Raw genomic sequence first — 22,221 nt, 5'->3', positions numbered from 1 at the left:
CGCGAATCCGCTATGGGCAACTTGCCGCGCTGCGCCCGCGATCCGCCGCTTGGCGCACATTTGCCGGCATGTCGGGAAATTTACGGTCAAGCTCTGCAAATGCTTGGCAAGCTTCCTTCGTGCGCTCCAAATTCGCCAGCGCCATACCCAGTTTCACCATATTGTCGGGCGCTTTTCCGCCTTCGGGATAGAGCTGGAGATTGGTCGCATAGATGCGCGCTGCATCGCCAAACATCTTTCTGGCGTAGAAAGTTTCGCCGCGCCAAAAGGAAGCATTGTCGGCCAGTGGATGTTCGCCATGTACTTCGATGAAAGCGCCGAGCACGCGGTCGGCTTCGTCATATTGGGCTTTGCGCAGCAGGCCGAGGGCGTATTTATATCGTTCTTCCGGAGTGCCGTCTGGCAGGATCGAAGCATGCGCCGTCTGTTCGGGCTCGGGCGCGAACGGTTCGACCACGCCATCCTCCAGCGGAATCGTGCCAAGAATGCGCGGGCTGCCAGATGGCTGATATCCATCATCGGGGTCGACAAGAGAGCTCGCGCCGCCGGGCCGTGTCAGATCACTGTCGGTGCTATCCAACAAGCCAGGGGCCTGGCCGTTACCAGCCGTGGTTTGAGAAGCCCCCCGGGGTGCTGATTCAAGTGCGGTTAAACGGAAATCTACATCCGCTACCAGCTTCTCGAGACGTGAGTCCATGCGTTCGATCAGGTTTCGCAACTCATCGAATTGGCCTTCGATCTTTCGCATCTCGTTTTGATCGATCTGATCGAGCCGCGATTCGACAATCGCTAACCGCCGGTTGGAAAAGCCGTCACCAGCGCCTGGCGTCGTGCCCACCGATGCTGCGGCTCCGTTCGCCCCCGCTTCGCCCCCACTATTGGTGAAAACGAATTGCTGCAAGTCCTGAAATTGTTTGGACAGCGAAGCAAGGTTGCCTTTTAGAAGTTCTATCTGGCTGCGCAGAACCGCAGATTCGTTTTGCGCATGGGCGGCCGGCGAAAGCGCGAGAAATATCACCAGTCCGCCGCATAGCAGAACTGCTCTCAGCGCCTTCATCGGCCTGTTCCTGCCGCTATGCCGACAACTCCCGGTTAGTTAACCACCGTGACCGAGCGCCGGTTGAGGCTCCAAGATTCCTCGTTATGCCCGAGCGCGTAGGGGCGTTCCTTGCCGTAGCTGGTGGTGGTCACGCGCGCCGGGTCCATGCCGAACGCGATCAGATAATCGCGCGCCGCCGAGGCGCGGCGTTCGCCGAGTGCCAAGTTATATTCGCGCGTTCCACGCTCATCACAATGGCCTTCGACCATGATATTGTGCTCCGGGAAAAGACGCAGCCACTCGGCCTGGCGCTCCAAGGTGCGCCGCCCGTCAGGCGTCAAAACCGCACTGTCATATTCGAAAAACACACGGTCACCTACGTTCTGCATGAGGTCTTCCTGGCTCCCGGGGGTGGGCGCCGAGGAATCGACCGTCGCAACATTCACGTCACCACCGCCGCTGGAATCGCTGCTCTGCGCTGACGAGGTCGCGTCGCCGTCACCCGCCGTCGCGGCAGTATCATCCGACGTGCTTTCGCACGCTGCCACAATTAGCAATACGGCGGCCAAAGCCAGTATCCGTTTTGCTCCAAAAATTTTCTTCCACATCAGGTCGCTCCCTCAAATATGATTCAGATTGCCGATGGCTCAGACGAGGCGCATACCGCGCGGTACGAGTTTCGGCCTGTTTTGCCGAGCCTATAGAAAAACGCGTTCAGAAGGGTCTTATTTATGATTGCCGATATGTATTACCTATATATTTTCAAGAATCGGCCAAATAAGAATGAAGACTTATAACTCTGGATATTCATGGGATCAAGGGCGACCAAGCCGGGTCGGACGCCGCTGTGGTTGTGAACAATATTCTCTCATTGTGGCCAGTGATGTCGACTGTGACCAATTCCGAGCTGTCTGGATTGCGTTCACTCTGCCGAAAAAACATTAACACGCGCCCATTCGGCGCCCAAGTCGGGCCTTCCACGAGATAATCTTGCGATAATATACGCTCACCAGTGCCATCCGGTTTAATCACGCCGATGGAAAACCGGCCTTTATTGCTCTTGGTGAACGCAATCAAATCTCCGCGAGGTGACCAGACCGGGGTGCCGTAGCGGCCCTTGCCGAAAGAAATGCGCCGCGCCTTCGACCCTTCGCGCGCCATGACATAAATTTGCTGTTCGCCACTACGATCAGATTCGAAGGTAATCTGTTGACCGTCCGGCGAGTAGGAAGGCGCAGTATCGATCGCACCATTGTCGGTCAACCGCCGCACTTTGCGGCTGCGCAAATCCATTTCGAATAAATCCGAATTGCCGTCCGCCGCATAGGTCATGACGACGCTGTTGCCGTCTGGCGAGAAACGCGGTGCGAACGTCATACCGGGGAAATTACCCAGCACTTCCTGCTGCCCCGAATCGATCTTGCGCAAATATACCCGCGGAATGCCTTTGTCGTAGAAAAGATAGGTGATTTCCTGCGCGGTCGGTGAAAAGCGCGGCGTCAACACCAGCTGTTTGCCGTCCGACAGAAAACGCAAATTTTCGCCGTCCTGGTCCATAATTGCGAGGCGCTTAATGCGCGCGTCGAGCGGACCGGTTTCGGCGATGTAGACGATTCGGGTATCGAAATACCCAACTTCGCCGGTAAGCCGCTCATAGATCGCATCGGTTACTTTGTGGGCGATGCGCCGCCATTGGCTCGTGACGCTGCCGAGCCGCAATCCCACCAGATGCTGTTCGGCAAATATATCCCACAGGCGGAATTCGACCTCCAATTTGTCACCGGCGACGATCCGCACTTTGCCGGTCACCAGCGCCTGGGCGTTGATCTGACGCCAATCAGCAAATCGTGGCCCGCTCAACATGGCTTCGGGGCGCTGAATATAGGCGCGCTGGTCAATCGGGCGGAACAGGCCGGAGCGTTCGAGATTGCGCGCGACGACCTCGGCAATTCGGCGGCCAAATTTAGCCGCATCTTCAGATTCGCCGAATAGATCCGAAACGGCGACCGGCATCGGCTCTACCTGCCCGCGCGTGATATCGACGCGCAGCTCTGCCCGCGCCGGCATCAGAGGAATGGCAATGGCCAACAAAAATATCGCGACCAGCCAGACAATGGCGCACGACGGCACACCTCGACTGTAAATCGTGGCCTTGCCTGGTTCCCTGCGGGCCTGCCAACTCATGCGTTACGTCTCCGCTGCGTCATCGCTCTTGCCAACTCGCTATTGCTATCATCGCGTCTGTCATTATCGCGCCTGTCATAATCGCATCTTATACCGGCGGGCGAAATGTCATCGTGACATCGCGCCATTCATTATAGTCGTCGCTAAAATTCCGCAACGACCTGATCGGGCTCGCCTTCTGGACGGCCCGTCGGGCGCTTTCCGCCATCGCCCGGAAATTCAGATCCTCGGCATAATTCGCGTCGAGAATTTCGGCGCTTTGCACGGCGCCGTCACGGCCCAAGCGGATACGGATGGTAACCACAAGATTGCCGGCGTCACGCACGCCCGCCGGCACGCTCCAATTCGCTTCCACCCGGGTCTTGATCAACGCCGCAATCTGATTGGCCAGTGCCAATTTCATTGTACTTGTTCGCTGCGGCAGGTCGCGTGTTTCGGTCTTCGGCTTGGGCGGCGGCGTGTCCGCCACATTTGCCAATAGCGTGTTGAATTCAGGCTCTGGCTGCGGTTTCTTTTCAGGCTCTTCTTCGACCACGCTCTTCAGCAGCGAATCGAAGCTAGGCTGTGCCGGCGCTGGCTTGGCGCGAGGCTTGGGCACACTGATTTGAGGGGCGGGTGTGGCCTGGGGGGCATTCGGCGGTTCGGGTTCGGGCTTAGCCTCTGGCGGCGGCGGCGGGGGTTCCGGCGTGACCGCGGCCAACTCAGGCTCGGGCTCCAGCTCGGGCGGCGGTGGCAGCGGCTCCGGTGCTTTTACTTCGATCGGTTCAGGTTCTGGCTCGGGCGGCAGCGGCGGCGGCGGCGGCTCCGGTGCTTTTACCTCAATCGGTTCGGGTTCCCGCTCAGGCGGCGGTGGCGGTGGCTCCGGCGCCGCCTCTACGACCGGTTCCGGCTCGGGTTCTGGCTCGGGCTGAGGCGCGGCTTCGGCGACAGGTTCGGCGGGCTCGGGCTCGGACTCGCTCCGGTCGATGCCCACCAAATCCTCTTCCGACACCATGGAGACAACAATCGTTTCTTCCACGAATTCATCACCACCCTGGAATAAAGATGGCAGGCCAAGCACCGCCGCCGCGATTACGCCACCATGCAGGATCCCTGAAAATATCCAGCCGCGCCGGCCCATGGCGTCTATTTTTCCCCTTTGTCGAGCTTGGTGACGAGCGCCACTTTCTTGAACCCGGCTCGGTTTATCGTGCCCATCACTTCCATAACGCGGCCATAGGGAATGTCCGTATCGGCGCGCATGAATATCCGCGTATCGGTACGGCGCTCCGAGATCGCCATCAGCTTCGCGACCAGATCGCCCAGTTCGACCACGGTTTCCTGCAGGTATATGACATTGTCCTTGGTGATGCTGATGGCGAGCGGTTCATCATCGCCACTGATCGGCCCGGCCTCAGTTTCCGGCAAATCCACCTGCACGCCGACCGTCAAAAGGGGTGCTGTGATCATGAAGATCACCAGCAGCACCAACATCACGTCGACAAACGGCGTGACGTTGATCTGGCTCATCGGCGCCCGGTGGCGTCGGCGCCTGCGTCCTTCGCTCAAATGAAGATCGGCACCCATCAGGTGACGCGCTCTTCAAGCTGGCGCGACATCAAAGAGCGGAATTCGGTGCCGAAAGATTCTAAGCGACCGCTATAACGGTCAAGATCGCCGCTCAGCTTGTTATAGGCGACCACCGAAGGTATCGCCGCGACCAATCCGAGCGCGGTCGCGAATAGAGCTTCGGCAATACCGGGCGCAACCACGGCCAGCGACGTGTCCTTGCTGGCGGCGATCGATTGAAAGCTGTTCATGATGCCCCACACCGTGCCGAACAGGCCGACGAACGGCGCTGTCGAGCCAACGGTCGCCAAAAACCCGAGATATTTCTGCATTTGATCGAGTTCGCGGTCGAGCGTCACGTCCATGGCGTGGGTGATGCGCCGCTGCAGACCCTCGAGGCGGGTGGAATCGAGTTGCGGATTGGCACCTGATGAAAAGCGCTGCCATTCGCGCATCGCAGATTCGAACAGCCGCGACATCGGATGCGTCGCCTGCTGCTGTATATTTTCGTAGAGCTGTTGCAACGATCCGCCGGACCAGAACATGGCCTCAAAGGCCGCTGCCTGCCGGGTGACCCGGCGATAGCGTGTCACCTTCTCGAAGATGATCGCCCAGCTCCAGAATGAACACACAATAAGCAGCAGAATGACCGCCTTGACGATGATGTCGGCTTCAACGAACAGCTGCCACGGAGATAGGCTATGCGAGACGGCGCCTGCACCTAATTCCATCGCGGTAACGAGATTAGTATCCATAATTTAAGAACCTGTTTTTGCTGGTCGTGATCCCTGCTGCATAGCTTCCAGGGCGGATCGGAGATCTGGCGGGAAACGCGCCGGCGCGCCAGTTTCCTTGATGCAGGCGAGCCGCAAATTAGCGTGCACCAGCGTTTCGCCGTCCCTGAGAACGCTTTGCTCGGCCTCCAAACTCGCCCCTTTCAGGGCAACGATACGGGTATGAATTTCGAGCAAATCATCAAGCCGCGCAGGCCGGCGATAGTCGAGCGTGCAGCGCCGAACGACAAAAAGAACCCCATCCGCTTCGCGCATGCCGCTGTGATCGATGCCGGCGGCGCGCATCATTTCGGTGCGCGCACGCTCGATGAATTTTAGATAGTTGGCATAGTAGACGATCCCCGCCGCGTCGGTATCTTCGTAATAGACGCGCAAGGAAAAGATAAAAACATCGCCGGCCAAGCGTCCAGCGGCAGCACTTTGCAAAGCCGGCGGACGGGCGGCGGCTGCGGCGTTGCTACTCATCGCCGCCCTCCTCGATCAGCTCGAACTGCGGGCTTTCCGGCTTGGGCACTTCCATGCCCAAATGGCGAAAGCCATGAGCAGTCAACGCGCGGCCGCGCGAGGTGCGCTGCAAAAAGCCCTGCTGAATGAGGAACGGTTCGATGACCTCTTCGAGCGCATCGCGCTGTTCGGACAGTGCCGCGGCGAGGGTTTCGACACCGACCGGTCCGCCGGCGTAATTTTTCCCAATACAACTCAGATAGCGCCGGTCGAGAGAATCAAGGCCTCTCTCATCGACCTCGAGGCGGCGCAACGAGGCATCCGCTAACTTTGCGTCGACCTGAACTGTCCCGGCGACCGCAGCGAAATCTCGCACACGGCGCAACAGACGCACGGCAATCCGCGGCGTGCCGCGCGAGCGCTGGCCAATTTCCCGTGCTCCTTCTTGGGTCAGATTGAAATTCAATTTAATCGCATTGCGACGGACGATCTCCTCAAGATCATCGGTGCCGTAAAAATCCAGCCGCAGCGGAATGCCGAAGCGTTCGCGAAGCGGCGTCGTGACGAGCCCGGTGCGAGTTGTCGCGCCAACCAATGTGAACGGCGGCAAATCGATGCGTACCGACCGCGCCGCCGGCCCTTCACCGATGATCAGATCAAGCTGGCGATCTTCAAGCGCTGGATAGAGGATTTCTTCGACGGCCGGATTTAGGCGGTGAATTTCATCGATGAACAAGACATCGCGGGCATTAAGATTGGTCAAGATCGCGGCAAGATCACCGGCCCGCGCGATGACGGGGCCGGACGTCGCGCGAAAACCTACGCCAAGCTCGCGCGCCACAATCTGGGCCAATGTCGTCTTGCCGAGCCCGGGCGGGCCATAAAACAACACGTGATCAAGGGCCTCCCCGCGGCTCCGCGCGGCGGTCACGAAGATTTGCAAATTTTCGCAAATATTGGGCTGGCCGATGAATTCGTCGAGCGTCTGCGGCCGCAAACTGATCTCTGCGCCGTCTTCTTGGTGAGCTTCTGGCGACATGATGCGATCGTCGCGATCATCGCTCATGCGCTGAGTTCCTTGAGGCCGGCCTGGATCAGCGCTTCGATCGAGGCGCCCTCCCCGAGAATCCGCGCCGCGCCAGCGATCGCGCCAAACGCCTCGCTTTGGCGATAACCCAGATTGACCAGCGCCGAAACCGCGTCGCCGCTCGGCGATCCGCGTTCGCTAGCGGTGCCGGAACCCATCGCCACGGCCATGCCGGCCACGGGCGTCTTGTCTTTCAATTCGGTGATCAGGCGGTCCGCAAGTTTGGGCCCGACACCCGAGACCCTAGTCAGAGCGCTGCGGTCACGGGCCGCTATGGCCAGCGACAAATCGTCCGGCGACAGCAGTCCAAGAATGGCAAGCGCCATTTTCGCGCCGACACTCTGCACCTTGCGCAGCAGGCGGAACCATTCGCGCTCATGGGCATCGACGAAGCCATAGAGATTAAACTGGTCCTCGCGTACCACGGTTTCGATCTCCAGTGAGATCGCGGCGCCAGGACTCGGCAGAGTGGACAAAGTGCGCCCGGCGCAAAAAACCAAATATCCGACGCCACCGACGTCTATCACCGCCCAGCCATCGCCGGTTGAATCCAGCTTGCCGCTCAGTTTTGCAATCATGGCACGGCGCCTCAGACGGCCGCAGCCCGAATGGACGGCCACAGGCCGTCGGTCGCGGCGTGATGAGCATGACAAATGGCGACGGCCAGGGCATCGGTGGCATCCGCGTCCGCAGGATCGCAGCCGGGCAGTAAATGCCGCACCATAACACCGACCTGGGTTTTATCGGCATGCCCCGCACCGACCACGGATTTCTTGATTTTATTGGGCGAATATTCGGCGACGCGGAGGCCGAACAGGGCCGGCGCCAAGAGCACAACGCCGCGCGCTAAACCCAATTTGAGCGTGGAGCGGGGATTGCGGTTGACGAAGGTTTCTTCAACTGCAGCGTCGTCGGGCGCCCACTCGGCTAATATTCGTGCCAGGCCGTCATGAAGTTGACGCAGGCGCTCGGCGGTTTCCAGATCCGGATCCGTCGCCACCGTGCCATTGGCGAGATGACGCAAACGATTGTCCTGGGCCTCAATTACGCCCCAGCCCGTTGCACGCAGGCCCGGATCTAAGCCGATGAAACGCCGCACGCCGATCATGCCGAGAGCTTCTGCATCACGTCGTCGCTGACTTCGAAATTGGCCGAGACAGTCTGCACATCGTCGCAATCGTCCAAGGCCTCCATCAGCTTAAACAAGGATTCGGCTACATCCTCTTCAATTTGAATGGTGGTTTGCGGCTTCCAGGTCAGGCCGGCATCTTCGGGTATCCCAAAGCGTTCGCCCAAAGCGTCGCTGACGTCGCCGAAATCTTCGATTGCGCACGAAATCTCATGGCCGTCAGCATCGGATTCGCAGTTGCTTGCCCCGGCCTCGAGCGCGGCCTCGAACATCTCGTCAGCGCTCGCCGCATCGCTTGCGTAGTGGACCGAACCGATGCGCTCGAACATGTAACTCACGCTGCCCGATTCACCCAATGCGCCGCCATATTTATTGAAGATCGAGCGCACTTCGGCCGCGGTGCGGTTCCTGTTATCGGTCGCGGCATCGACTAACATGGCGATGCCACCCGGCCCGAAACCTTCATAGCAGAGCTCGTCGAAATTGACGTCGTCGCCGCCTCCTTGGGCCTTCTTAAGGACCCGGTCGATATTTTCCTTGGGCACGCTTTGCGACTTGGCGGCAATGATTGCCGTACGCAATCGCGCATTATGCTCAGGGTCGGGCGCGCCTTGCCGCGCGGCGACTATGATCTCGCGCACCAGTTTTTCGTTGCGCTTGGCACGCCTCGCGTCCTGGGCCCCCTTGCGATGTTGAATATTGGCCCATTTTGCATGTCCGGACATTCTTGCCTCGATACTCTATTTAGTGACTTGGATTCTCTAGCATACCAAATCCCGTGTAATTTCACAGCCTTAGCAATAATCACCCAATGTGGCCGAATTTAGGCGGCTGCGGCCTACTCACACGGGAACATGAGTGCCAGCGCGTGAACCGCACCCAAGGCCGCTGGCTGTTCCAGGGCGTCGGGATGCTGCTCATAATATAGCCAGACGCCGCGGCCGACTTTCTCCGGCGGCGCGTTCTCGGGGCAGAACAGCTGCACTTCTCCGCCTGACAGGCCGGCTTCATGCATATCGATGATACCGGCGAGATAGGAAAGGCAAACATGCGGCGCGGCGCCGGCGCATGCCTGGTGAAGCGCTTCGCCGGTAGTCGGGTCATAGGCGACAGCCGGTGCCGCGGGGATGAAAATCAAAAAAGCTGCCACAGCAGCTGCCGCGGAACATGCCAACAAACGCGTGACAATCATATGCCTCCATCCTATCCGTCAAAACGATCGGCGCGAAATCGCAAGCGGGTATAATCGGTCAACCAGCGGCCATCGGTGCAAAGACGATCGCGGCACAACTCTTCCGCACGCGCCATCAGTTGCGCTTCACCACCGCTCGGCGTTGCGGCGAGAAAATTCTGCCCGAACATGCGTATCCAATCGCTTAAACCGTTCGGGCAATTGTCGAGCGGTGTGGGGCGCGAAAAATAGTGCAAATGCGTGACGTCGAAGCCGCCCGCCTCCAGGAGGCTGACATAGGCCCCGGTGCGCGGAAAATACCATGGAAACTCGACCTTCGCGCGCGCCACCGACTGCTCCGCCAGGGCTTGATAGAGCGCTTCGGTAACGGTCATCACGTTGCGGTGCGCACCCATCTCGGCGACAAACCGGCCGCCCGGCCGTAACGCTCGCGCGACGCTGGCGATCACCGGTTCGGGCTGCTTCATCCAGTGCAGCGCTGCGTTGGAGAACACTGCGTCGACCGGTACATCGACCGCGAAATCTTCGCCCGCCGCACAGATGAATTGAACGTCCGGATGTTTCCGCCGCGCCGTCGCGATCATCTCGGCATCGGCGTCAATGCCGATGACTTCGCACCCCTGGGCCGCGATTTGGGCACTGAGCTGGCCTATTCCGCAGCCGAGATCGATGATGCGCTCGCCTGGGCTTGGCGCCAGCAGTTCGACCAGCCCGGCACCAAATTCTGAGATAAAGCCAAAAGACTGATCATATAGTTTTACGTCCCAGCTTTGACTGTTTGCCGCACTATGTTCCGTCACGCTGTTGGGTCTCCTTATGTTGAATCTGTTCGAACGGCCTTGCTTGGTGTTAAATATTATCAGACCGGCATGCTGCCACTATGGCATAAGATGCCGGATCACGGCCTTCTACCCGCTGGAGGATAAATGGCGGCGCGAACAAAGACCTTCGAAACGGCGGAAGCGACGGCTGACGCGGCCCTTATTGAGGGCCGTGCGCACCCCGAACTTGACGCTGGAGCGCGTCAACTTCTGGCCGAGTTTCGCCCCGTCGTCGAGCAGCGTATCGACGACGTCATTGCCGAATTTCTGAAATATGTTTCGTCCTGGCCGGAGATGCGCCTGCTGACCCAAAGCGCCGAGGGCATTGCGTGTCTCCGCCGGGAACAGGGCCAGCACCTGTTGAACCTGTTTTCCTGTCAGTTTGACGATGGCTATTTTGCCCGCGTCAGCCGCATGGGCCAAGCACATGAAAAGGCTGGCCTCGAGCCGCGCTGGTATCTTGGCGCCTATGGCCATGTGCTAAAAATGTTGGTTGAATTGGCGATCGAGCATTGCGGTGATGATGCGGCGCGCTTGTTGGCGACCGTGAGCGCGATAAACCGCGTCGTCGAAATCGATATGGCGAGCGCCGTGGCAACGATTGTGGAGACCCCGGCAGCGGCAGTTGCGGGTCCTGCGGCGGGGCCCGGCGGTGCGCTGCCGGGCGGCGTCGAGGGCATCACCAGAGCCGCCTTAAGGCCCACCGCCAGCGCCGCGCGCGCGGGCAAATAATTTCTCCGCCAGGCGCGTTCAACCCGGCATGGCCGGAGTCAAAACGCCGCCAATGCGCACCGGTGCGACGCGCTTGGCCAAGCCCGTGTCGTCGTCGGTTTCTACATAGATAGCCGCCAACGTGCCGTCATCGAGGACGGGTGTAAATCGTTTGCCCGGCATTTTACGCGTAAAGCGTTCGATGACTGGCGCGATCTCCATGCCGATGATCGAGTTATAGGCGCCGCACATACCAATATCCGTCATGAACCCGGTGCCGCCCGGCAGGATCATATGATCCGCGGTCGGCACGTGGGTATGTGTGCCGGCGGCGACTGAAACGCGACCATCGACCAAATAGGCCAGCGCCTGCTTTTCGCTGCTCGCCTCGCCGTGAATATCGACCAGAATGGCATCCACATTGGCGCCGAGGCGGTACGGCTCTAACTCCGCCTTGAGACTGGCGAATGGATCGTCGATAGCGTCCATGAATAGACGGCACATCACTTGAATGACCAGAACCTTTCGCCCGTCGGCCAATCGGAACAGGCCGCTTCCGCGTCCGGGCGTGCCCGGCGGATAATTGGCCGGGCGAATGAGCTTGGCGTCGTTTTCTATGTAAGAAGCGGTTTCCCGTTGGTCAAAGGCGTGATTACCAAGGGTGATGGCATCGGCACCCAATTGATAAAGGGTGCGACAAATCTCACCTGTGATGCCGAAGCCGCCGGCCGCGTTCTCTGCGTTTACGAGAACAAAGTCGAGCTTCAGTGATTCGCGCAGCTCCGGAAGATGCGCATTCAGCACATCGCGTCCCGAGCGCCCCATCACGTCGCCGCACATCAATATTCTCATTCACCGTCCTTTTGAGATTCACCGGCAAACAGCATGGCGCCGCGTTCGGTCACGATCCAATCCATCCGTTCGTCCCTGTCGCCATGCGGAACGTGTTCGACCAGTTGCTCGGAAAACGCCATGCCAACTGCCAAGACAGGCCCTCCAGCGGCTCTGAGATCGGCCAACGCGCCGTCGTAATAGCCGCCACCATAGCCGAGGCGAAAGCCATCTGAATCATACGCGAGCAAGGGCACCAGCAGGAGGGTCGGCGTTAGTTGGGCGGCATTTTCGGTCGGCTCGGGAATGCGGAACGGACCTTCGAGCATGACCGTGCCGGGCCGCCATTCACGGAACTCCAAGACGTGGCGCTTCTTGTCGACATAGGGCAGCGCACAGCGATAGCCGGCGCCAGACAGGCGGCGCATTACCGGCATGACATCGAATTCATCACGTATGGGCCAATAGCCCGAAATAATGGCGCCCGGAGGCACCGGCAAATTGGCCAAGCAGTGATCAGCGGCACGGACGCCGGCGCCTGGCCCACTCTGGCGGTGGGCGAGCCGCCGGCGAGCGCCGGCATACTCCCGGAGCGCATTCTTGGCTTCCCAAACGGCGTCTGATCTTTTCACGGCAAGAGAAACCACATGTCGGATTGAAGGTGGGCGGCGCCGCAGCAGCCGCCACGCTGCAAGTTTCCTCCAGGCCTGCAAGGCAGGTGGGCGCCGCATACCGAAACCACAGTCTCGGCAGAGACAGCTCCCTAGAGGAAGTTATTGGCCCCGGGAAACTACGGCGTGTCACGCTCCGCAGCAACCGCCCAAGCGGAACTTAGTCGCTCTCTAGGCCGGCGGCAATATTTTCGATGCGAACGGCCAGAGATTCGACAACCGGTGCGACTTTTGCTTCCAGGTTCTCGCGCGTTTCGCTGCGAATTGTGTCTTCTGTGCTTTTTGACGCGACTTGCAGCCGCTCCATCTCATCATAAGCTTCGGACAACTCATCGGCGACAAGAAGACCCGTCATCACCAACAAGCGGCCTTCGCCTACCTGCCCGACCGTCTCGGCGATTTCCGTTGCCCGCTTATCAATGTAGGCGGCAAGCCGGGTCACATGCTCTTCTTGGCCATCGTCGCAGACAATGGGATAGTTGCGTCCGTGGATGGTGACGGATAATTGAGCCATACGCCCCGACCCTATTCGTTGAGCAATGTTTTCAGATCGCCGATCGCGCCATCTAGCCGGCCGGCGACGGCCTCGCTGACCACTTGCATGGCGGCGTAATTTTCTTGCGCATCGCGCAAGGCTGAGCCCGATTTGCGATGTTCGGCGCGAAGAGATTCGAGATCGGCATGAAGACCATCGCGCTCCCGCTGAACGGTACGCAGCGACTCGGCGAGCCCGACAGCCGACCCTGCGCCGCTCTTCGCGGAGCCGTTTTCGAGCGCCTGCGTCAACTTCTCGACTGCCCTCCCGAGACGCGCTACAGATTCATCAAGATTCGGCATCATTTAGTATTATCAGCATGTTGTCATAAATTCCGAAACCGACTTCTCACCATCAAACACTTAGACCAGGCGGACTTGGCAGTCAACTGTATGGGGCGCATTACACAGGCTGTTGACGCTCCCGGCGAGCGTCGTCATGTTGCTTGATCACATGCGCATTGGCGTCTCGCCGCTGCGTGCGGGTTTTCACAGCAAGACAAATGAGCATGACGGAATCAGCCGCGAACTCCGAACCGAGCAACACCGCCCACCGCGACATGGCCAACGCCATCCGTGCGCTCTCCATGGATGCGGTCGAGGCGGCAAATTCTGGCCATCCCGGTATGCCGCTCGGCGCGGCCGACGTTGCCACCGTCCTCTACTCGCAGTTCCTTAAGCACGACCCTGCCCATCCGGATTGGCCGGACCGCGACCGCTTCGTCCTGTCGGCCGGGCATGGCTCGATGCTGCTCTATTCGCTGCTCTATCTATGCGGCTACCCGGATATTGATATCGATCAGATCCGCAATTTCCGTCAGCTCGGCAGCCGCACAGCGGGACACCCGGAATACGGCGCCGCCGCCGGCATCGAGACCACGACCGGGCCGCTTGGCCAGGGGCTTGCCACCGCGGTCGGCATGGCGATCGCGGAACGCATGTTGGCAGCGCGTTTTGGCGACGCGATTGTCGATCACCGCACCTATGTGCTGGCCGGCGACGGCGACCTAATGGAGGGAATCAGCCACGAGGCAATTTCCCTGGCCGGTCATTTACAACTCAACAAGCTGATCGTGCTTTATGACAGCAATAGCATTTCGATCGATGGCGCGACCGAACTGGCACTTTCCGACGACGCCATGCTGCGCTTTCAGGCCAGCGGTTGGGACGCCTTTGACGCCGACGGTCACGACCCCGCAGCGATTGCTCGGGCGCTCAAAGCGGCGCAGAAATCCGCGAAGCCGGCACTGATCGTCTGCCGCACGCGGATCGGCTTTGGCGCGCCCACTAAGGAAGGCTCTGAGGCGAGCCACGGCGCGCCGCTCGGCGCGGAGGAGATCGCCGGAACGCGAGAGCGCCTCGGTTGGCCCCATCCACCGTTTACCGTGCCGGCTGAAATTCTTGCGCTCTGGCGCGAAGCCGGAGTCCGGCGGGCCGAAGCGCATGCCGATTGGCAGCGCAGATTGGCCGCTAGCGATGCCGCACTGCGGGCCGAATTCGAGCGGGTGTCAAGCGGCAAATTGCCCGACGATTGGAGCGCCGGCTTAGTGGAATTCAAGCGCGCTCTGGCGGCAGATCAGCCCAAGATCGCGAGCCGCGTGGCGAGCCAGAAAACGCTAGAGGTACTATTTCAAACGCTGCCCGAATTGGTCGGCGGCTCGGCCGATCTTAGTGGCTCGAACGGCACCCGGGTCGCCGGAATGGCAGCGATTGCACCCGGCGATTTTAGCGGCAGCTATGTTCATTACGGCGTGCGCGAACACGCCATGGCGGCGGCGATGAACGGTATGGCGCTACATGGCGGCTGCATTCCCTACGCCGGCACATTTTTGATTTTCTCCGATTATTGCCGCCCGGCTATTCGCTTGTCGGCGCTTATGGGCCAGCGCGTTATTTATATCATGACGCATGATTCTATCGGCCTCGGTGAAGATGGCCCGACCCACCAGCCGGTCGAGCATCTCGCGGCCTTGCGTGCGATGCCCAATCTCAATGTGTTCCGCCCGGCAGATGCAATGGAAACCGCGGAATGTTGGCAAGCGGCAATCGAAAATCGCTCCGGCCCTTCGGTATTGGCGCTGAGCCGCCAGGGGTTACCCGCACAGCGCTTTACGCTTAGCGATGAAAACCTGTCGGCGCGTGGCGGCTATGTGCTGCACGAGGCGACCGGCGGAACACCCCGTGTCGTTCTGCTCGCAACCGGCTCGGAAATCGCAATCGCGGCGGACGCCCGTCAGGTTTTGGAGACCGAAGGCTACCCGACGCGAATCGTCTCGCTGCCGTGCTGGGAATTGTTCGACGCGCAGGACCAGGCATATCGCAACAGCGTGCTCGGCGGCGAAGTCGTGCGCATCGGCATTGAAGCCGCTGTTTCATTTGGTTGGGAGCGATATCTTGGCGCTGGCGGCATCATGATCGGCATGCGCGGATTCGGCGCGTCGGCGCCAGCAGACCAGCTATACGCAAAATTCGGAATTACCGCGAACGCCGTGGTCGAGGCCGCGCGCCAGGCGCTTTCACTTTAGCGCGGCAATGGTGAGAGCGGTTTCCACCGCGCCGGCCGCTCAAATGTCGGCGAAATATTTCTTTTCGATGCGCTCACAATAGGCGGTGAGATTCTTAAGCTCGTCTACTTCAGCCTGGATAGGCAGTACGAAGGGCGCATACAGCAAGTTGCTCAAAAATCCGTAGCCCACAGCGTCGAGAGAAGTCGGTGCCGCGCCCATAAGATAGGTTTTTTCACCCAAGAATTTCGATATTGCGCGCAAATCCTCTAGCGCCAGGGCGTTGATTTCGGCATCCGTATGACGGCCGATGCCCTGCCCGCGCAAATCGCGGCGCACCTGTCTTTGCACCACACCCGGCAATATCCAGCGCAGTGGCGGCGGCAGAGATGAGAAATAGCGGGCTTTTGAACGCCGCCAATTTTCCTCCCGTATCCAACGAATTTGGACGATGCAGAAATAGCAATGCTCTTCCAACAACCGGCGATAGGCGAGGGCCGTGGCTTGCTCGGCGGCGCTCAGGCCGGCGTCGAGCGGATCGCCGTAACGGCTTTTAAGATATTCGATAATGAGCGCCGAATCCGCGACCTCCGTTTCGCCGTCGCGGATGAAAGGCACCTTGCCTTTCGGCGATTTGCGCGGATCGGTTATGTCGCGTGTCTCGTAGGCGATCCCCGCCATACGCATATAGGCCTCGACTTTTACACAGAACGGGCTGGCAGACGGCAACTTCTCCAGAGGGGGAAAACGGTACAGCTTTATCATCGCGCTCGATACTCGCTTTGATCCATGGTGGGGTTTGCTGACTCCCAGGTGGCGGCACTCACGAAACTTAGCATAGACGCATATTGAGTCTATGTTGGGCGTCTTATTTACGACGGATTTGGCGATGGCTCCTAGATACATAGGCTTGAAGCGCGCGTACGAACCCGCCGCGGACGAAGACGGTGTGCGTATTCTCGTTGAGCGTTTGTGGCCGCGCGGACTATCCAAATCCGACGCCGCACTCGATCACTGGGTGAAGGATGTTGCGCCTAGTCCGGAACTTCGAACCTGGTTTGGTCATCGACCGGAGCGCTGGCAGCAATTTCGTGCGCGCTACGTCTTGGAACTGAGCAACAACCAATCGGCGGTGTGTTCGCTACGGAATATCTGCGCCGGGCAACGCGTAACCTTCGTCTTCGCTACCAAAGATATGCTACACAACGGCGCGGTCGTGCTCAGAGAATATCTTGAGACGGAGTCTGACTAATCGACGTTTCAATTTTATATTAGCATCGTTTATATTCAGCGTCTGTTGGGGATAAATTTGATTGAACGGGCATAATTAAATGCCCGTTATGCGTGATGAAAGCCGAGTGATGCGACGATCCAGACACATAATTCTTTCCATTTGGATGGTGTTGGCGTTGGCGGGGTGTGAATCGCTCAATGATCGCGCCGTCGATACCTATTGGAACCAATTTATAGAATTCACCAAACTGGAGTCCGCATTAAATTCAGCCCCGGCCGGCTCTTCCGAATTGACCCTGGCCGTCATTCGCGGCGGCGTGGCCAAAGACACCCAACCGGAGATGGTCGAAGATTGGAACCGGCGGGCAAAAGACGGCGATACCCGCGCAATGTTTAGCCTCGGGCTCGCCTATCAGATGGGATTGGGCGTCGCGCCGGACCCTGCCAAAGCCTACACCTGGTATGCCATGGCGGTTGACCGTGGAAACATGCTGGCTGGCCATAATATGGCCACCATGCTCGGCACCGGCCAGGGCAGGCCGCACGACCTTCTTCAAGCATATAAATGGTTTTCCCTATCGACTGAAAAATTACCCCCCAGCCGCGAGCACAATGTAGCAGTCACAAATCGCGAGAAATTGGCTAAGTTATTGTCGCCGGCCGATATCTCCGAGGGCCACCGCTTGGCCCGCGCTTGGGCGCCGAAGGAAGGCGCGGTGATCGTCTTCGAAGTCGAAAACGGCAACATCATTATGGATAATTAATGCTACGCCCGTAGACGGATGCGCCGTCCCACTCCGGGGCGGCAACAACCATCCTCCTTGATGTCACGCACCAGCGGTACTTGTTGATGTCACGTCCCAGCGCTACTCTGCGGTGTGGCTAAAACGGTCACGTGGCGGAGCACCAGCCATGCGAGGCAGGTCAGATAATGATCCAGACGGCGCATCTAGCGGGCGGCGATACGATACGGCAGCCGCGCCGGCGGACTAGATTTCATAGCCATCACGGCACGATCATATTATTTTGAGTTGATTGATCGCCTGACCCTGTAATGAATGGTTCCGTGCCTACAAACTCTCGTAATCGGCAGCAAAGCGAATACCTATGGCTATAGACGAAAGAGCGGCACGCGATCCGTTCATTCGGCAATTCTTTGAACGAATTCCTGCAGATTTGCGAGGTACCTTCACCTCACCTCAATTGGCGGCGCTAAAAATGGTGTTCGGCGAATCAACCGGCGCTGGACATATGGTCGATCTTCGCTTCGATACGCCGTCGCTAATCCGCAAAAATATGCGGCTCTATATGGTTATTCTGTCCGGATTGGATAGCCGTGGCGGCAAACGAACCGGAAAACGCGGCCTTTTCGGATTGGCGGCCCACATATTCAAACGCCTCGTCGTGGCTTTGGTGGTCTTATCAGTCTTGTTAGCTATACTGTTCTTACTAACCTGATCCTGTAATAAAATTCTTGAATAAATGGTGGGACGGATGAAAAAGACGGCGCTGATCGTCGAGGACAACGCTCTTAATTTAAAATTGATGCGAGATCTCCTCGAAGCGTCCGGCATCGAAACCCTGCAAACCAAGGATGGTTCGCGGGCGCTCGAAATGGTGCGTGAGCATCGGCCGGATATCATCCTTATGGATATTCAGCTGCCAGATGTATCCGGCCTCGACGTCACCCGACAACTCAAAGCGGATCCAGAACTTCGCGCCATACCGATTATCGCGGTTACGGCGCTGGCTTTGCGTGGCGATGAGGAGCGGGTCCTGGAGGCCGGCTGCGACGCCTATATTTCTAAGCCCATCTCCGTTGCAAATTTCTTGCAAGAGGTGCGTAGATTTCTCGGCGAAGATGATGAATCTTGATGCTCGCCGACGATCTAACAATCTGTTTCGCTTCATCTAAATCGTTGCAATTGCAACCTAAAATTCCTCCATATATAGTTTTGATGTGCTATTGTTAGTTAACTCTGGGCGGCTACCTCCGAATATTTTGAGAAGCCGGAAAACCCTGCGCGGACAATAGTCCCAGGAGAGACGCGTGAGTATTGAACAGGGAAAATACGTATTCGCAGCTGCGTCATCGGCTTTGACCGGCGCGACAGGCAGTGCCCCGATCCCCATTTCGGCTCAGGGCGCGGCTGAAATCATTGTCCCCGGCGGCGACATGCTGCTGCATGCCGATTTTGACCGAGCCGGCTCCGACCTCCTGATCACTGCGCCCGACGGCACACAATTCGTCATCGTCGAATATTTCAGCGCCGCGACCCAAGCAGATCTGATGACTGAAGGCGGCGCGCTTTTGCCGTTCGATCTGGTAGCGGCCTTGGCTGGACCGGCATCGCCCGGCCAATACGCGCAATCCGAAGACGGTATTGAAGAGGCGCCTATTGTTCGCGTCGGCGAATCGGTTGGTGAAGTCACGGCGACGCGCGTTGACGGCACCACGGTGACGTTGGGCAAGGATTCTTCAATATTCCAGGGCGATATTCTCGAGACCGGCGCCGGCGCTGCGGTCGCCGTGGTGTTCATCGATGAAACCGAATTTTCACTCGGCGAAGAAGGCCGCATGGTGCTGGACGAATTGATTTTTGACCCAACTTCGCTGGAGGGCTCATCGAGCTTTTCGGTGGTGCAGGGCGTATTTGTTTTCGTCAGCGGGGAGATCGCGGCCAACAATCCTGATGACATGATCGTCCGCACTCCGGTCGCCACGCTCGGCATTCGCGGAACCAAAGTCGGCGGCAGGGCGGCGGCGGAGGGTGAATTCAATACTGTGACCATGATGCCCGAGGGCGAAGGACAAGGTGAAGTAACCGGTTCTATCACCGTGAGCACCCAAACATCCTCGGTCACCCTCAATACCGCCTATCAAACCACGGCGGTCTCCTCCGTCTTCGATTCTCCCAGTCCGGCGATTACGTTATCGGCGGCTCAGGCCAGTGGCCTCTATAGTGCAATCAACAATTTTTTGTCTGGAACTGGCGGCGCCTTTGGAGCCGGGCTCACAGGCGGTGACAATACCGGAGGTGGCGCGGACAACAGCGGCGGTGCGACAGACGATGCGCAAGGCGCAGGTGGCGGTGCCGAAGGCGATGGCGGCAGTGAACCGAGCGAGGAAGAAGTTGCCGCCGCCGGGCTCGCCGCAGCGAACGACGCATTCGCTGCCATGGAAGCGGCGCTCAACGAGGGTGGCTCTTTAGAGGACGCTATCGATATAGGCATTGCCGCCGGTGCCGCGGCCCTGGATCAGTACAACGAAGCGATCCAGGACGGCGTATTTAACACCCTGCTTGATGGCGGCCCCGATGGCGAGTTCGACGACCCCGAACTTGTCGATGGCGCTGCTCAGGAGGACGGTTTCGACACCAATACGGATCAATTCTCTGACGAATATGCCGGATTTGAAGACGGTGTTGGGGATTTCGACGGCGAACTCGACGCGCAAGATGGAGAAATCGACCCTGATGTCTTTGACGAGGCCTTTGAGGGTGAATTCGAAGAGTTCGCGACTGAACAATTTGCCGGAGAAGTAGGAGAGGGCGAGTTTGGCGACTATGACGGGTTTGGCGGCGACGATTTCGGATTTGGCGATGACTATTTTAGCGATCCCTACAGCGACGACTTATATGGCGACACCTTTGTAGACAATACTTATGACACCTTCGGCGACGAGTATCTCTACGGCGGTGATTTGTATTTTGACGATACGTTCGTTGAAGATGATGTCATTTTTGAAGACGATTTCGTTTTTATTAACGAAGAAGAATTTTTCGGTACGCAAGGCGTCAGCGACGTCAGCGAATTCAGCGGCGACCCGGAGGTCTTGGCCACCGGGCTTATCGATAGTTTATCCGGCCTAACCGTAACTGCGGCACCCGGTCCCGGGCCGTTTGTCTCCAGCGCAAACTTTGTCGGAAATACCACCGCCGGCGCCTCCTCCGCCGGCTTTTTCGAGAGCTTGAATTTCGGCACCGCAGACGGTGTATCGTTCTCGCTCGGCAAGGGTATCGTGCTCACCAGCGGCGACGGCACGCCCAACAATTCAAATACCGCCATCGGGTTCAGCGGCGACGCCAGCTTTTTGGGCGACAACGACCTCGATACGGTGTTGTCCAATACCGGCCATATACAAACCACGACCGACACCACATCCCTCGAATTTTCGTTCACCGTGACGGGCAACGTGAACGCCATCATTTTCGATTTTATGTTCGGCACCGACGAATTCAACGAGCAGTCCGTCAACGATATCGCCGCGGTGTTTGTCGATGGAACCAATTTTGCGTTCTTCCCGGACGATTCGATATTGCATTTCGATGTCGGCTTTAACGAATTCAATTTCTTCGACAATACGGGCGGGGCACTCGGCATCGAATATGACGGTATTTCGGAACCGGGTGTCATTGTCGGGTTGCTGAATACCAGCCTGAGTACGCACACCATAAAGATCGCGGTGTCCGATACCAGCGATGTGTCAGTCGATACCGGGCTGTTCCTCTCCGCTTTCGGGCTCGGAGAAACATTCGCCAGCGCCACCGCCGGTAACGATATTTTGGCCGGCACCACCGGCAATGATTCGGTTGATGCCGGCGACGGAAACGACTCGGTGTTCGGTGCCGCCGGCCTGGACACCATCAATGGCGGCCTCGGCGATGACAGCCTCCACGGCGGCGCCGGGAATGACCTTGTGAACGGCGGCGACGACAATGACATATTGAAAGGCGGCTCTGGTGACGACAACCTGAACGGCGGCATCGGCGCCGACACGGTCGAAGGCGGCTTCGGCAACGACACCGTCCAGGGAGGCGATGGCGACGATTTGCTGTTCGGCGATGCCGGCAACGACACCCTTCTGGGCGGCAGCGGCAACGACAAACTGGACGGCGATGACGGCAACGATGCCTTGTTCGGCAGTAACGGCGATGACACGCTGTTCGGCGATCTCGGCAACGATATCCTGCAAGGCCAAGACGATGACGACATATTGGACGGCGGCGGCGGCGACGATACTTTGCTCGGCGGTGCCGGCAATGACACGCTAAGCGGTGGAGACGGCAATGACATCTTAACCGGCGGCACCGGAAACGATGTCATGTCGGGCGGCGGCGGTACCAACAATTTTACTTTTGCTTCGACGTCTGACGGCGAGGCGAATCCGGGCGATAACGCAGACACTATTGGCGCTGGGTTTCAGAATATAATTTCGGACTTTACCTCCGGCACAGACACAATTTCACTGACCGATAGCGCTTTCGGTCTCAGTTCATTGTCCGCCGGTTTCAATTTCTTTGCCATCACAGAGCAATTCGACGGCACAAATACCGCAGCCTCGGGCAGCACTGCCTATCTCGTCGTCGACGTGACGAAAACTCTCTATTTCGATGGCAACGGTGCCGCCGGTACGGGCTACACGGTGCTTGCGGAAAACACCGGAGATGCTCCGGCCATCACAGATATCCAGCTGGTTTAAGGCAGACACAGATTTGT

The 22,221-nt window shown here is 58.6% G+C and carries 25 protein-coding genes; 7 read left to right on the top strand and 18 right to left on the bottom strand.

What is annotated here, in order from left to right; all coding sequences use genetic code 11:
• Positions 1-10: 10 nt before the first annotated feature.
• The 13 genes from ybgF to O3A94_03750 all read right to left on the bottom strand — a co-directional run bounded on the left by ybgF (position 11) and on the right by O3A94_03750 (position 10,217).
• Positions 11-1,057, bottom strand: coding sequence for a tol-pal system protein YbgF (gene ybgF, locus O3A94_03810; GenBank protein ID MDA1355377.1), 1,047 nt, complete (start codon positions 1,055-1,057; stop codon positions 11-13).
• A 35-nt stretch (positions 1,058-1,092) separates the two neighbouring features.
• Positions 1,093-1,647: a peptidoglycan-associated lipoprotein Pal gene (pal, locus tag O3A94_03805; GenBank protein ID MDA1355376.1), complete on the bottom strand. Its 555-nt coding sequence runs from the start codon at positions 1,645-1,647 to the stop codon at positions 1,093-1,095.
• A 199-nt stretch (positions 1,648-1,846) separates the two neighbouring features.
• On the bottom strand, positions 1,847-3,106 hold the full coding sequence (tolB, locus tag O3A94_03800; protein MDA1355375.1) for a Tol-Pal system beta propeller repeat protein TolB: 1,260 nt from the start codon (positions 3,104-3,106) through the stop codon (positions 1,847-1,849).
• A gap of 205 nt (positions 3,107-3,311) precedes the next feature.
• Positions 3,312-4,343, bottom strand: coding sequence for a TonB C-terminal domain-containing protein (locus tag O3A94_03795; GenBank protein MDA1355374.1), 1,032 nt, complete (start codon positions 4,341-4,343; stop codon positions 3,312-3,314).
• A gap of 5 nt (positions 4,344-4,348) precedes the next feature.
• The gene (gene tolR / locus O3A94_03790; protein ID MDA1355373.1) at positions 4,349-4,732 is read right to left on the bottom strand and encodes a protein TolR; all 384 of its coding nucleotides are present in this window, start codon (positions 4,730-4,732) and stop codon (positions 4,349-4,351) included.
• Between the two features lie 56 nt (positions 4,733-4,788).
• A complete protein-coding gene (tolQ, locus tag O3A94_03785) occupies positions 4,789-5,526 on the bottom strand; it encodes a protein TolQ (protein MDA1355372.1) in 738 nt (245 codons plus the stop codon).
• 3 nt (positions 5,527-5,529) lie between these two features.
• On the bottom strand, positions 5,530-6,030 hold the full coding sequence (ybgC, locus tag O3A94_03780; protein MDA1355371.1) for a tol-pal system-associated acyl-CoA thioesterase: 501 nt from the start codon (positions 6,028-6,030) through the stop codon (positions 5,530-5,532).
• The gene (ruvB, locus tag O3A94_03775) at positions 6,023-7,075 is read right to left on the bottom strand and encodes a Holliday junction branch migration DNA helicase RuvB (GenBank protein ID MDA1355370.1); all 1,053 of its coding nucleotides are present in this window, start codon (positions 7,073-7,075) and stop codon (positions 6,023-6,025) included. Before ruvB ends, ybgC begins: the two co-directional genes overlap by 8 nt.
• Positions 7,072-7,674: a Holliday junction branch migration protein RuvA gene (gene ruvA, locus O3A94_03770; GenBank protein MDA1355369.1), complete on the bottom strand. Its 603-nt coding sequence runs from the start codon at positions 7,672-7,674 to the stop codon at positions 7,072-7,074. The genes ruvB and ruvA overlap by 4 nt, the downstream gene beginning before the upstream one ends.
• A gap of 11 nt (positions 7,675-7,685) precedes the next feature.
• Entirely contained in the window at positions 7,686-8,204 is a 519-nt protein-coding gene (gene ruvC / locus O3A94_03765; GenBank protein ID MDA1355368.1) for a crossover junction endodeoxyribonuclease RuvC, read from the bottom strand.
• On the bottom strand, positions 8,201-8,950 hold the full coding sequence (locus O3A94_03760; protein MDA1355367.1) for a YebC/PmpR family DNA-binding transcriptional regulator: 750 nt from the start codon (positions 8,948-8,950) through the stop codon (positions 8,201-8,203). Before O3A94_03760 ends, ruvC begins: the two co-directional genes overlap by 4 nt.
• 113 nt (positions 8,951-9,063) lie before the next feature.
• A complete protein-coding gene (locus O3A94_03755; protein ID MDA1355366.1) occupies positions 9,064-9,375 on the bottom strand; it encodes a Rap1a/Tai family immunity protein in 312 nt (103 codons plus the stop codon).
• A 53-nt stretch (positions 9,376-9,428) separates the two neighbouring features.
• The gene (locus O3A94_03750; GenBank protein MDA1355365.1) at positions 9,429-10,217 is read right to left on the bottom strand and encodes a methyltransferase domain-containing protein; all 789 of its coding nucleotides are present in this window, start codon (positions 10,215-10,217) and stop codon (positions 9,429-9,431) included.
• Between the two features lie 126 nt (positions 10,218-10,343).
• Between O3A94_03750 and O3A94_03745 the strand changes: the two genes are divergently transcribed.
• Entirely contained in the window at positions 10,344-10,970 is a 627-nt protein-coding gene (locus O3A94_03745) for a protoglobin domain-containing protein (protein MDA1355364.1), read from the top strand.
• An 18-nt stretch (positions 10,971-10,988) separates the two neighbouring features.
• Here the strand turns inward: O3A94_03745 and O3A94_03740 are convergent, their stop codons facing one another.
• The 4 genes from O3A94_03740 to O3A94_03725 all read right to left on the bottom strand — a co-directional run bounded on the left by O3A94_03740 (position 10,989) and on the right by O3A94_03725 (position 13,291).
• On the bottom strand, positions 10,989-11,801 hold the full coding sequence (locus tag O3A94_03740) for a TIGR00282 family metallophosphoesterase (GenBank protein ID MDA1355363.1): 813 nt from the start codon (positions 11,799-11,801) through the stop codon (positions 10,989-10,991).
• Positions 11,798-12,412 carry a 5-formyltetrahydrofolate cyclo-ligase gene (locus tag O3A94_03735; GenBank protein MDA1355362.1) on the bottom strand — a complete coding sequence of 205 codons (615 nt, stop codon included), beginning with the start codon at positions 12,410-12,412 and terminating at the stop codon, positions 11,798-11,800. Before O3A94_03735 ends, O3A94_03740 begins: the two co-directional genes overlap by 4 nt.
• A gap of 199 nt (positions 12,413-12,611) precedes the next feature.
• Positions 12,612-12,965 carry a cell division protein ZapA gene (locus O3A94_03730; GenBank protein ID MDA1355361.1) on the bottom strand — a complete coding sequence of 118 codons (354 nt, stop codon included), beginning with the start codon at positions 12,963-12,965 and terminating at the stop codon, positions 12,612-12,614.
• 11 nt (positions 12,966-12,976) lie between these two features.
• Entirely contained in the window at positions 12,977-13,291 is a 315-nt protein-coding gene (locus O3A94_03725) for a tetratricopeptide repeat protein (protein MDA1355360.1), read from the bottom strand.
• Positions 13,292-13,494: 203 nt separating this feature from the next.
• Between O3A94_03725 and tkt the strand changes: the two genes are divergently transcribed.
• A complete protein-coding gene (tkt, locus tag O3A94_03720) occupies positions 13,495-15,510 on the top strand; it encodes a transketolase (protein ID MDA1355359.1) in 2,016 nt (671 codons plus the stop codon).
• A 39-nt stretch (positions 15,511-15,549) separates the two neighbouring features.
• Here tkt and O3A94_03715 read toward each other — a convergent pair whose 3' ends face one another.
• The gene (locus O3A94_03715) at positions 15,550-16,254 is read right to left on the bottom strand and encodes a glutathione S-transferase family protein (GenBank protein ID MDA1355358.1); all 705 of its coding nucleotides are present in this window, start codon (positions 16,252-16,254) and stop codon (positions 15,550-15,552) included.
• A 124-nt stretch (positions 16,255-16,378) separates the two neighbouring features.
• On the opposite strand from O3A94_03715, the gene O3A94_03710 reads away from it, so the two are divergent.
• The 5 genes from O3A94_03710 (at position 16,379) to O3A94_03690 (ending at position 22,204) form a co-directional block, all read left to right on the top strand.
• Positions 16,379-16,741 carry a DUF488 family protein gene (locus O3A94_03710; GenBank protein MDA1355357.1) on the top strand — a complete coding sequence of 121 codons (363 nt, stop codon included), beginning with the start codon at positions 16,379-16,381 and terminating at the stop codon, positions 16,739-16,741.
• Between the two features lie 109 nt (positions 16,742-16,850).
• Positions 16,851-17,486, top strand: coding sequence for a tetratricopeptide repeat protein (locus O3A94_03705; GenBank protein MDA1355356.1), 636 nt, complete (start codon positions 16,851-16,853; stop codon positions 17,484-17,486).
• Positions 17,487-17,829: 343 nt separating this feature from the next.
• The gene (locus O3A94_03700) at positions 17,830-18,180 is read left to right on the top strand and encodes a hypothetical protein (protein MDA1355355.1); all 351 of its coding nucleotides are present in this window, start codon (positions 17,830-17,832) and stop codon (positions 18,178-18,180) included.
• 36 nt (positions 18,181-18,216) lie between these two features.
• Positions 18,217-18,597, top strand: coding sequence for a response regulator (locus O3A94_03695; protein MDA1355354.1), 381 nt, complete (start codon positions 18,217-18,219; stop codon positions 18,595-18,597).
• A gap of 175 nt (positions 18,598-18,772) precedes the next feature.
• Positions 18,773-22,204, top strand: coding sequence for a choice-of-anchor L domain-containing protein (locus tag O3A94_03690; GenBank protein MDA1355353.1), 3,432 nt, complete (start codon positions 18,773-18,775; stop codon positions 22,202-22,204).
• Positions 22,205-22,221 lie beyond the last annotated feature (17 nt).

Source organism: Pseudomonadota bacterium (genome assembly GCA_027624955.1).
Taxonomy (GTDB): domain Bacteria; phylum Pseudomonadota; class Alphaproteobacteria; order UBA828; family UBA828; genus PTKB01.
Note: the sequence above shows the minus strand (reverse complement) of the source record. Positions and strands in the feature narration are given on the sequence as shown.

Bases quoted from the DNA above. Each gene is read 5' to 3' on its own strand.
- ybgF (MDA1355377.1), bottom strand. From the start codon at position 1,057: ATGAAGGCGCTGAGAGCAGTTCTGCTATGCGGCGGACTGGTGATATTT.
- pal (MDA1355376.1), bottom strand. From the start codon at position 1,647: ATGTGGAAGAAAATTTTTGGAGCAAAACGGATACTGGCTTTGGCCGCC.
- tolB (MDA1355375.1), bottom strand. From the start codon at position 3,106: ATGCCGGCGCGGGCAGAGCTGCGCGTCGATATCACGCGCGGGCAGGTA.
- O3A94_03795 (MDA1355374.1), bottom strand. From the start codon at position 4,343: ATGGGCCGGCGCGGCTGGATATTTTCAGGGATCCTGCATGGTGGCGTA.
- tolR (MDA1355373.1), bottom strand. From the start codon at position 4,732: ATGAGCCAGATCAACGTCACGCCGTTTGTCGACGTGATGTTGGTGCTG.
- tolQ (MDA1355372.1), bottom strand. From the start codon at position 5,526: ATGGATACTAATCTCGTTACCGCGATGGAATTAGGTGCAGGCGCCGTC.
- ybgC (MDA1355371.1), bottom strand. From the start codon at position 6,030: ATGAGTAGCAACGCCGCAGCCGCCGCCCGTCCGCCGGCTTTGCAAAGT.
- ruvB (MDA1355370.1), bottom strand. From the start codon at position 7,075: ATGAGCGATGATCGCGACGATCGCATCATGTCGCCAGAAGCTCACCAA.
- ruvA (MDA1355369.1), bottom strand. From the start codon at position 7,674: ATGATTGCAAAACTGAGCGGCAAGCTGGATTCAACCGGCGATGGCTGG.
- ruvC (MDA1355368.1), bottom strand. From the start codon at position 8,204: ATGATCGGCGTGCGGCGTTTCATCGGCTTAGATCCGGGCCTGCGTGCA.
- O3A94_03760 (MDA1355367.1), bottom strand. From the start codon at position 8,950: ATGTCCGGACATGCAAAATGGGCCAATATTCAACATCGCAAGGGGGCC.
- O3A94_03745 (MDA1355364.1), top strand. From the start codon at position 10,344: ATGGCGGCGCGAACAAAGACCTTCGAAACGGCGGAAGCGACGGCTGAC.
- O3A94_03740 (MDA1355363.1), bottom strand. From the start codon at position 11,801: ATGAGAATATTGATGTGCGGCGACGTGATGGGGCGCTCGGGACGCGAT.
- O3A94_03730 (MDA1355361.1), bottom strand. From the start codon at position 12,965: ATGGCTCAATTATCCGTCACCATCCACGGACGCAACTATCCCATTGTC.
- O3A94_03725 (MDA1355360.1), bottom strand. From the start codon at position 13,291: ATGATGCCGAATCTTGATGAATCTGTAGCGCGTCTCGGGAGGGCAGTC.
- tkt (MDA1355359.1), top strand. From the start codon at position 13,495: ATGACGGAATCAGCCGCGAACTCCGAACCGAGCAACACCGCCCACCGC.
- O3A94_03715 (MDA1355358.1), bottom strand. From the start codon at position 16,254: ATGATAAAGCTGTACCGTTTTCCCCCTCTGGAGAAGTTGCCGTCTGCC.
- O3A94_03710 (MDA1355357.1), top strand. From the start codon at position 16,379: ATGGCTCCTAGATACATAGGCTTGAAGCGCGCGTACGAACCCGCCGCG.
- O3A94_03705 (MDA1355356.1), top strand. From the start codon at position 16,851: ATGCGACGATCCAGACACATAATTCTTTCCATTTGGATGGTGTTGGCG.
- O3A94_03700 (MDA1355355.1), top strand. From the start codon at position 17,830: ATGGCTATAGACGAAAGAGCGGCACGCGATCCGTTCATTCGGCAATTC.
- O3A94_03695 (MDA1355354.1), top strand. From the start codon at position 18,217: ATGAAAAAGACGGCGCTGATCGTCGAGGACAACGCTCTTAATTTAAAA.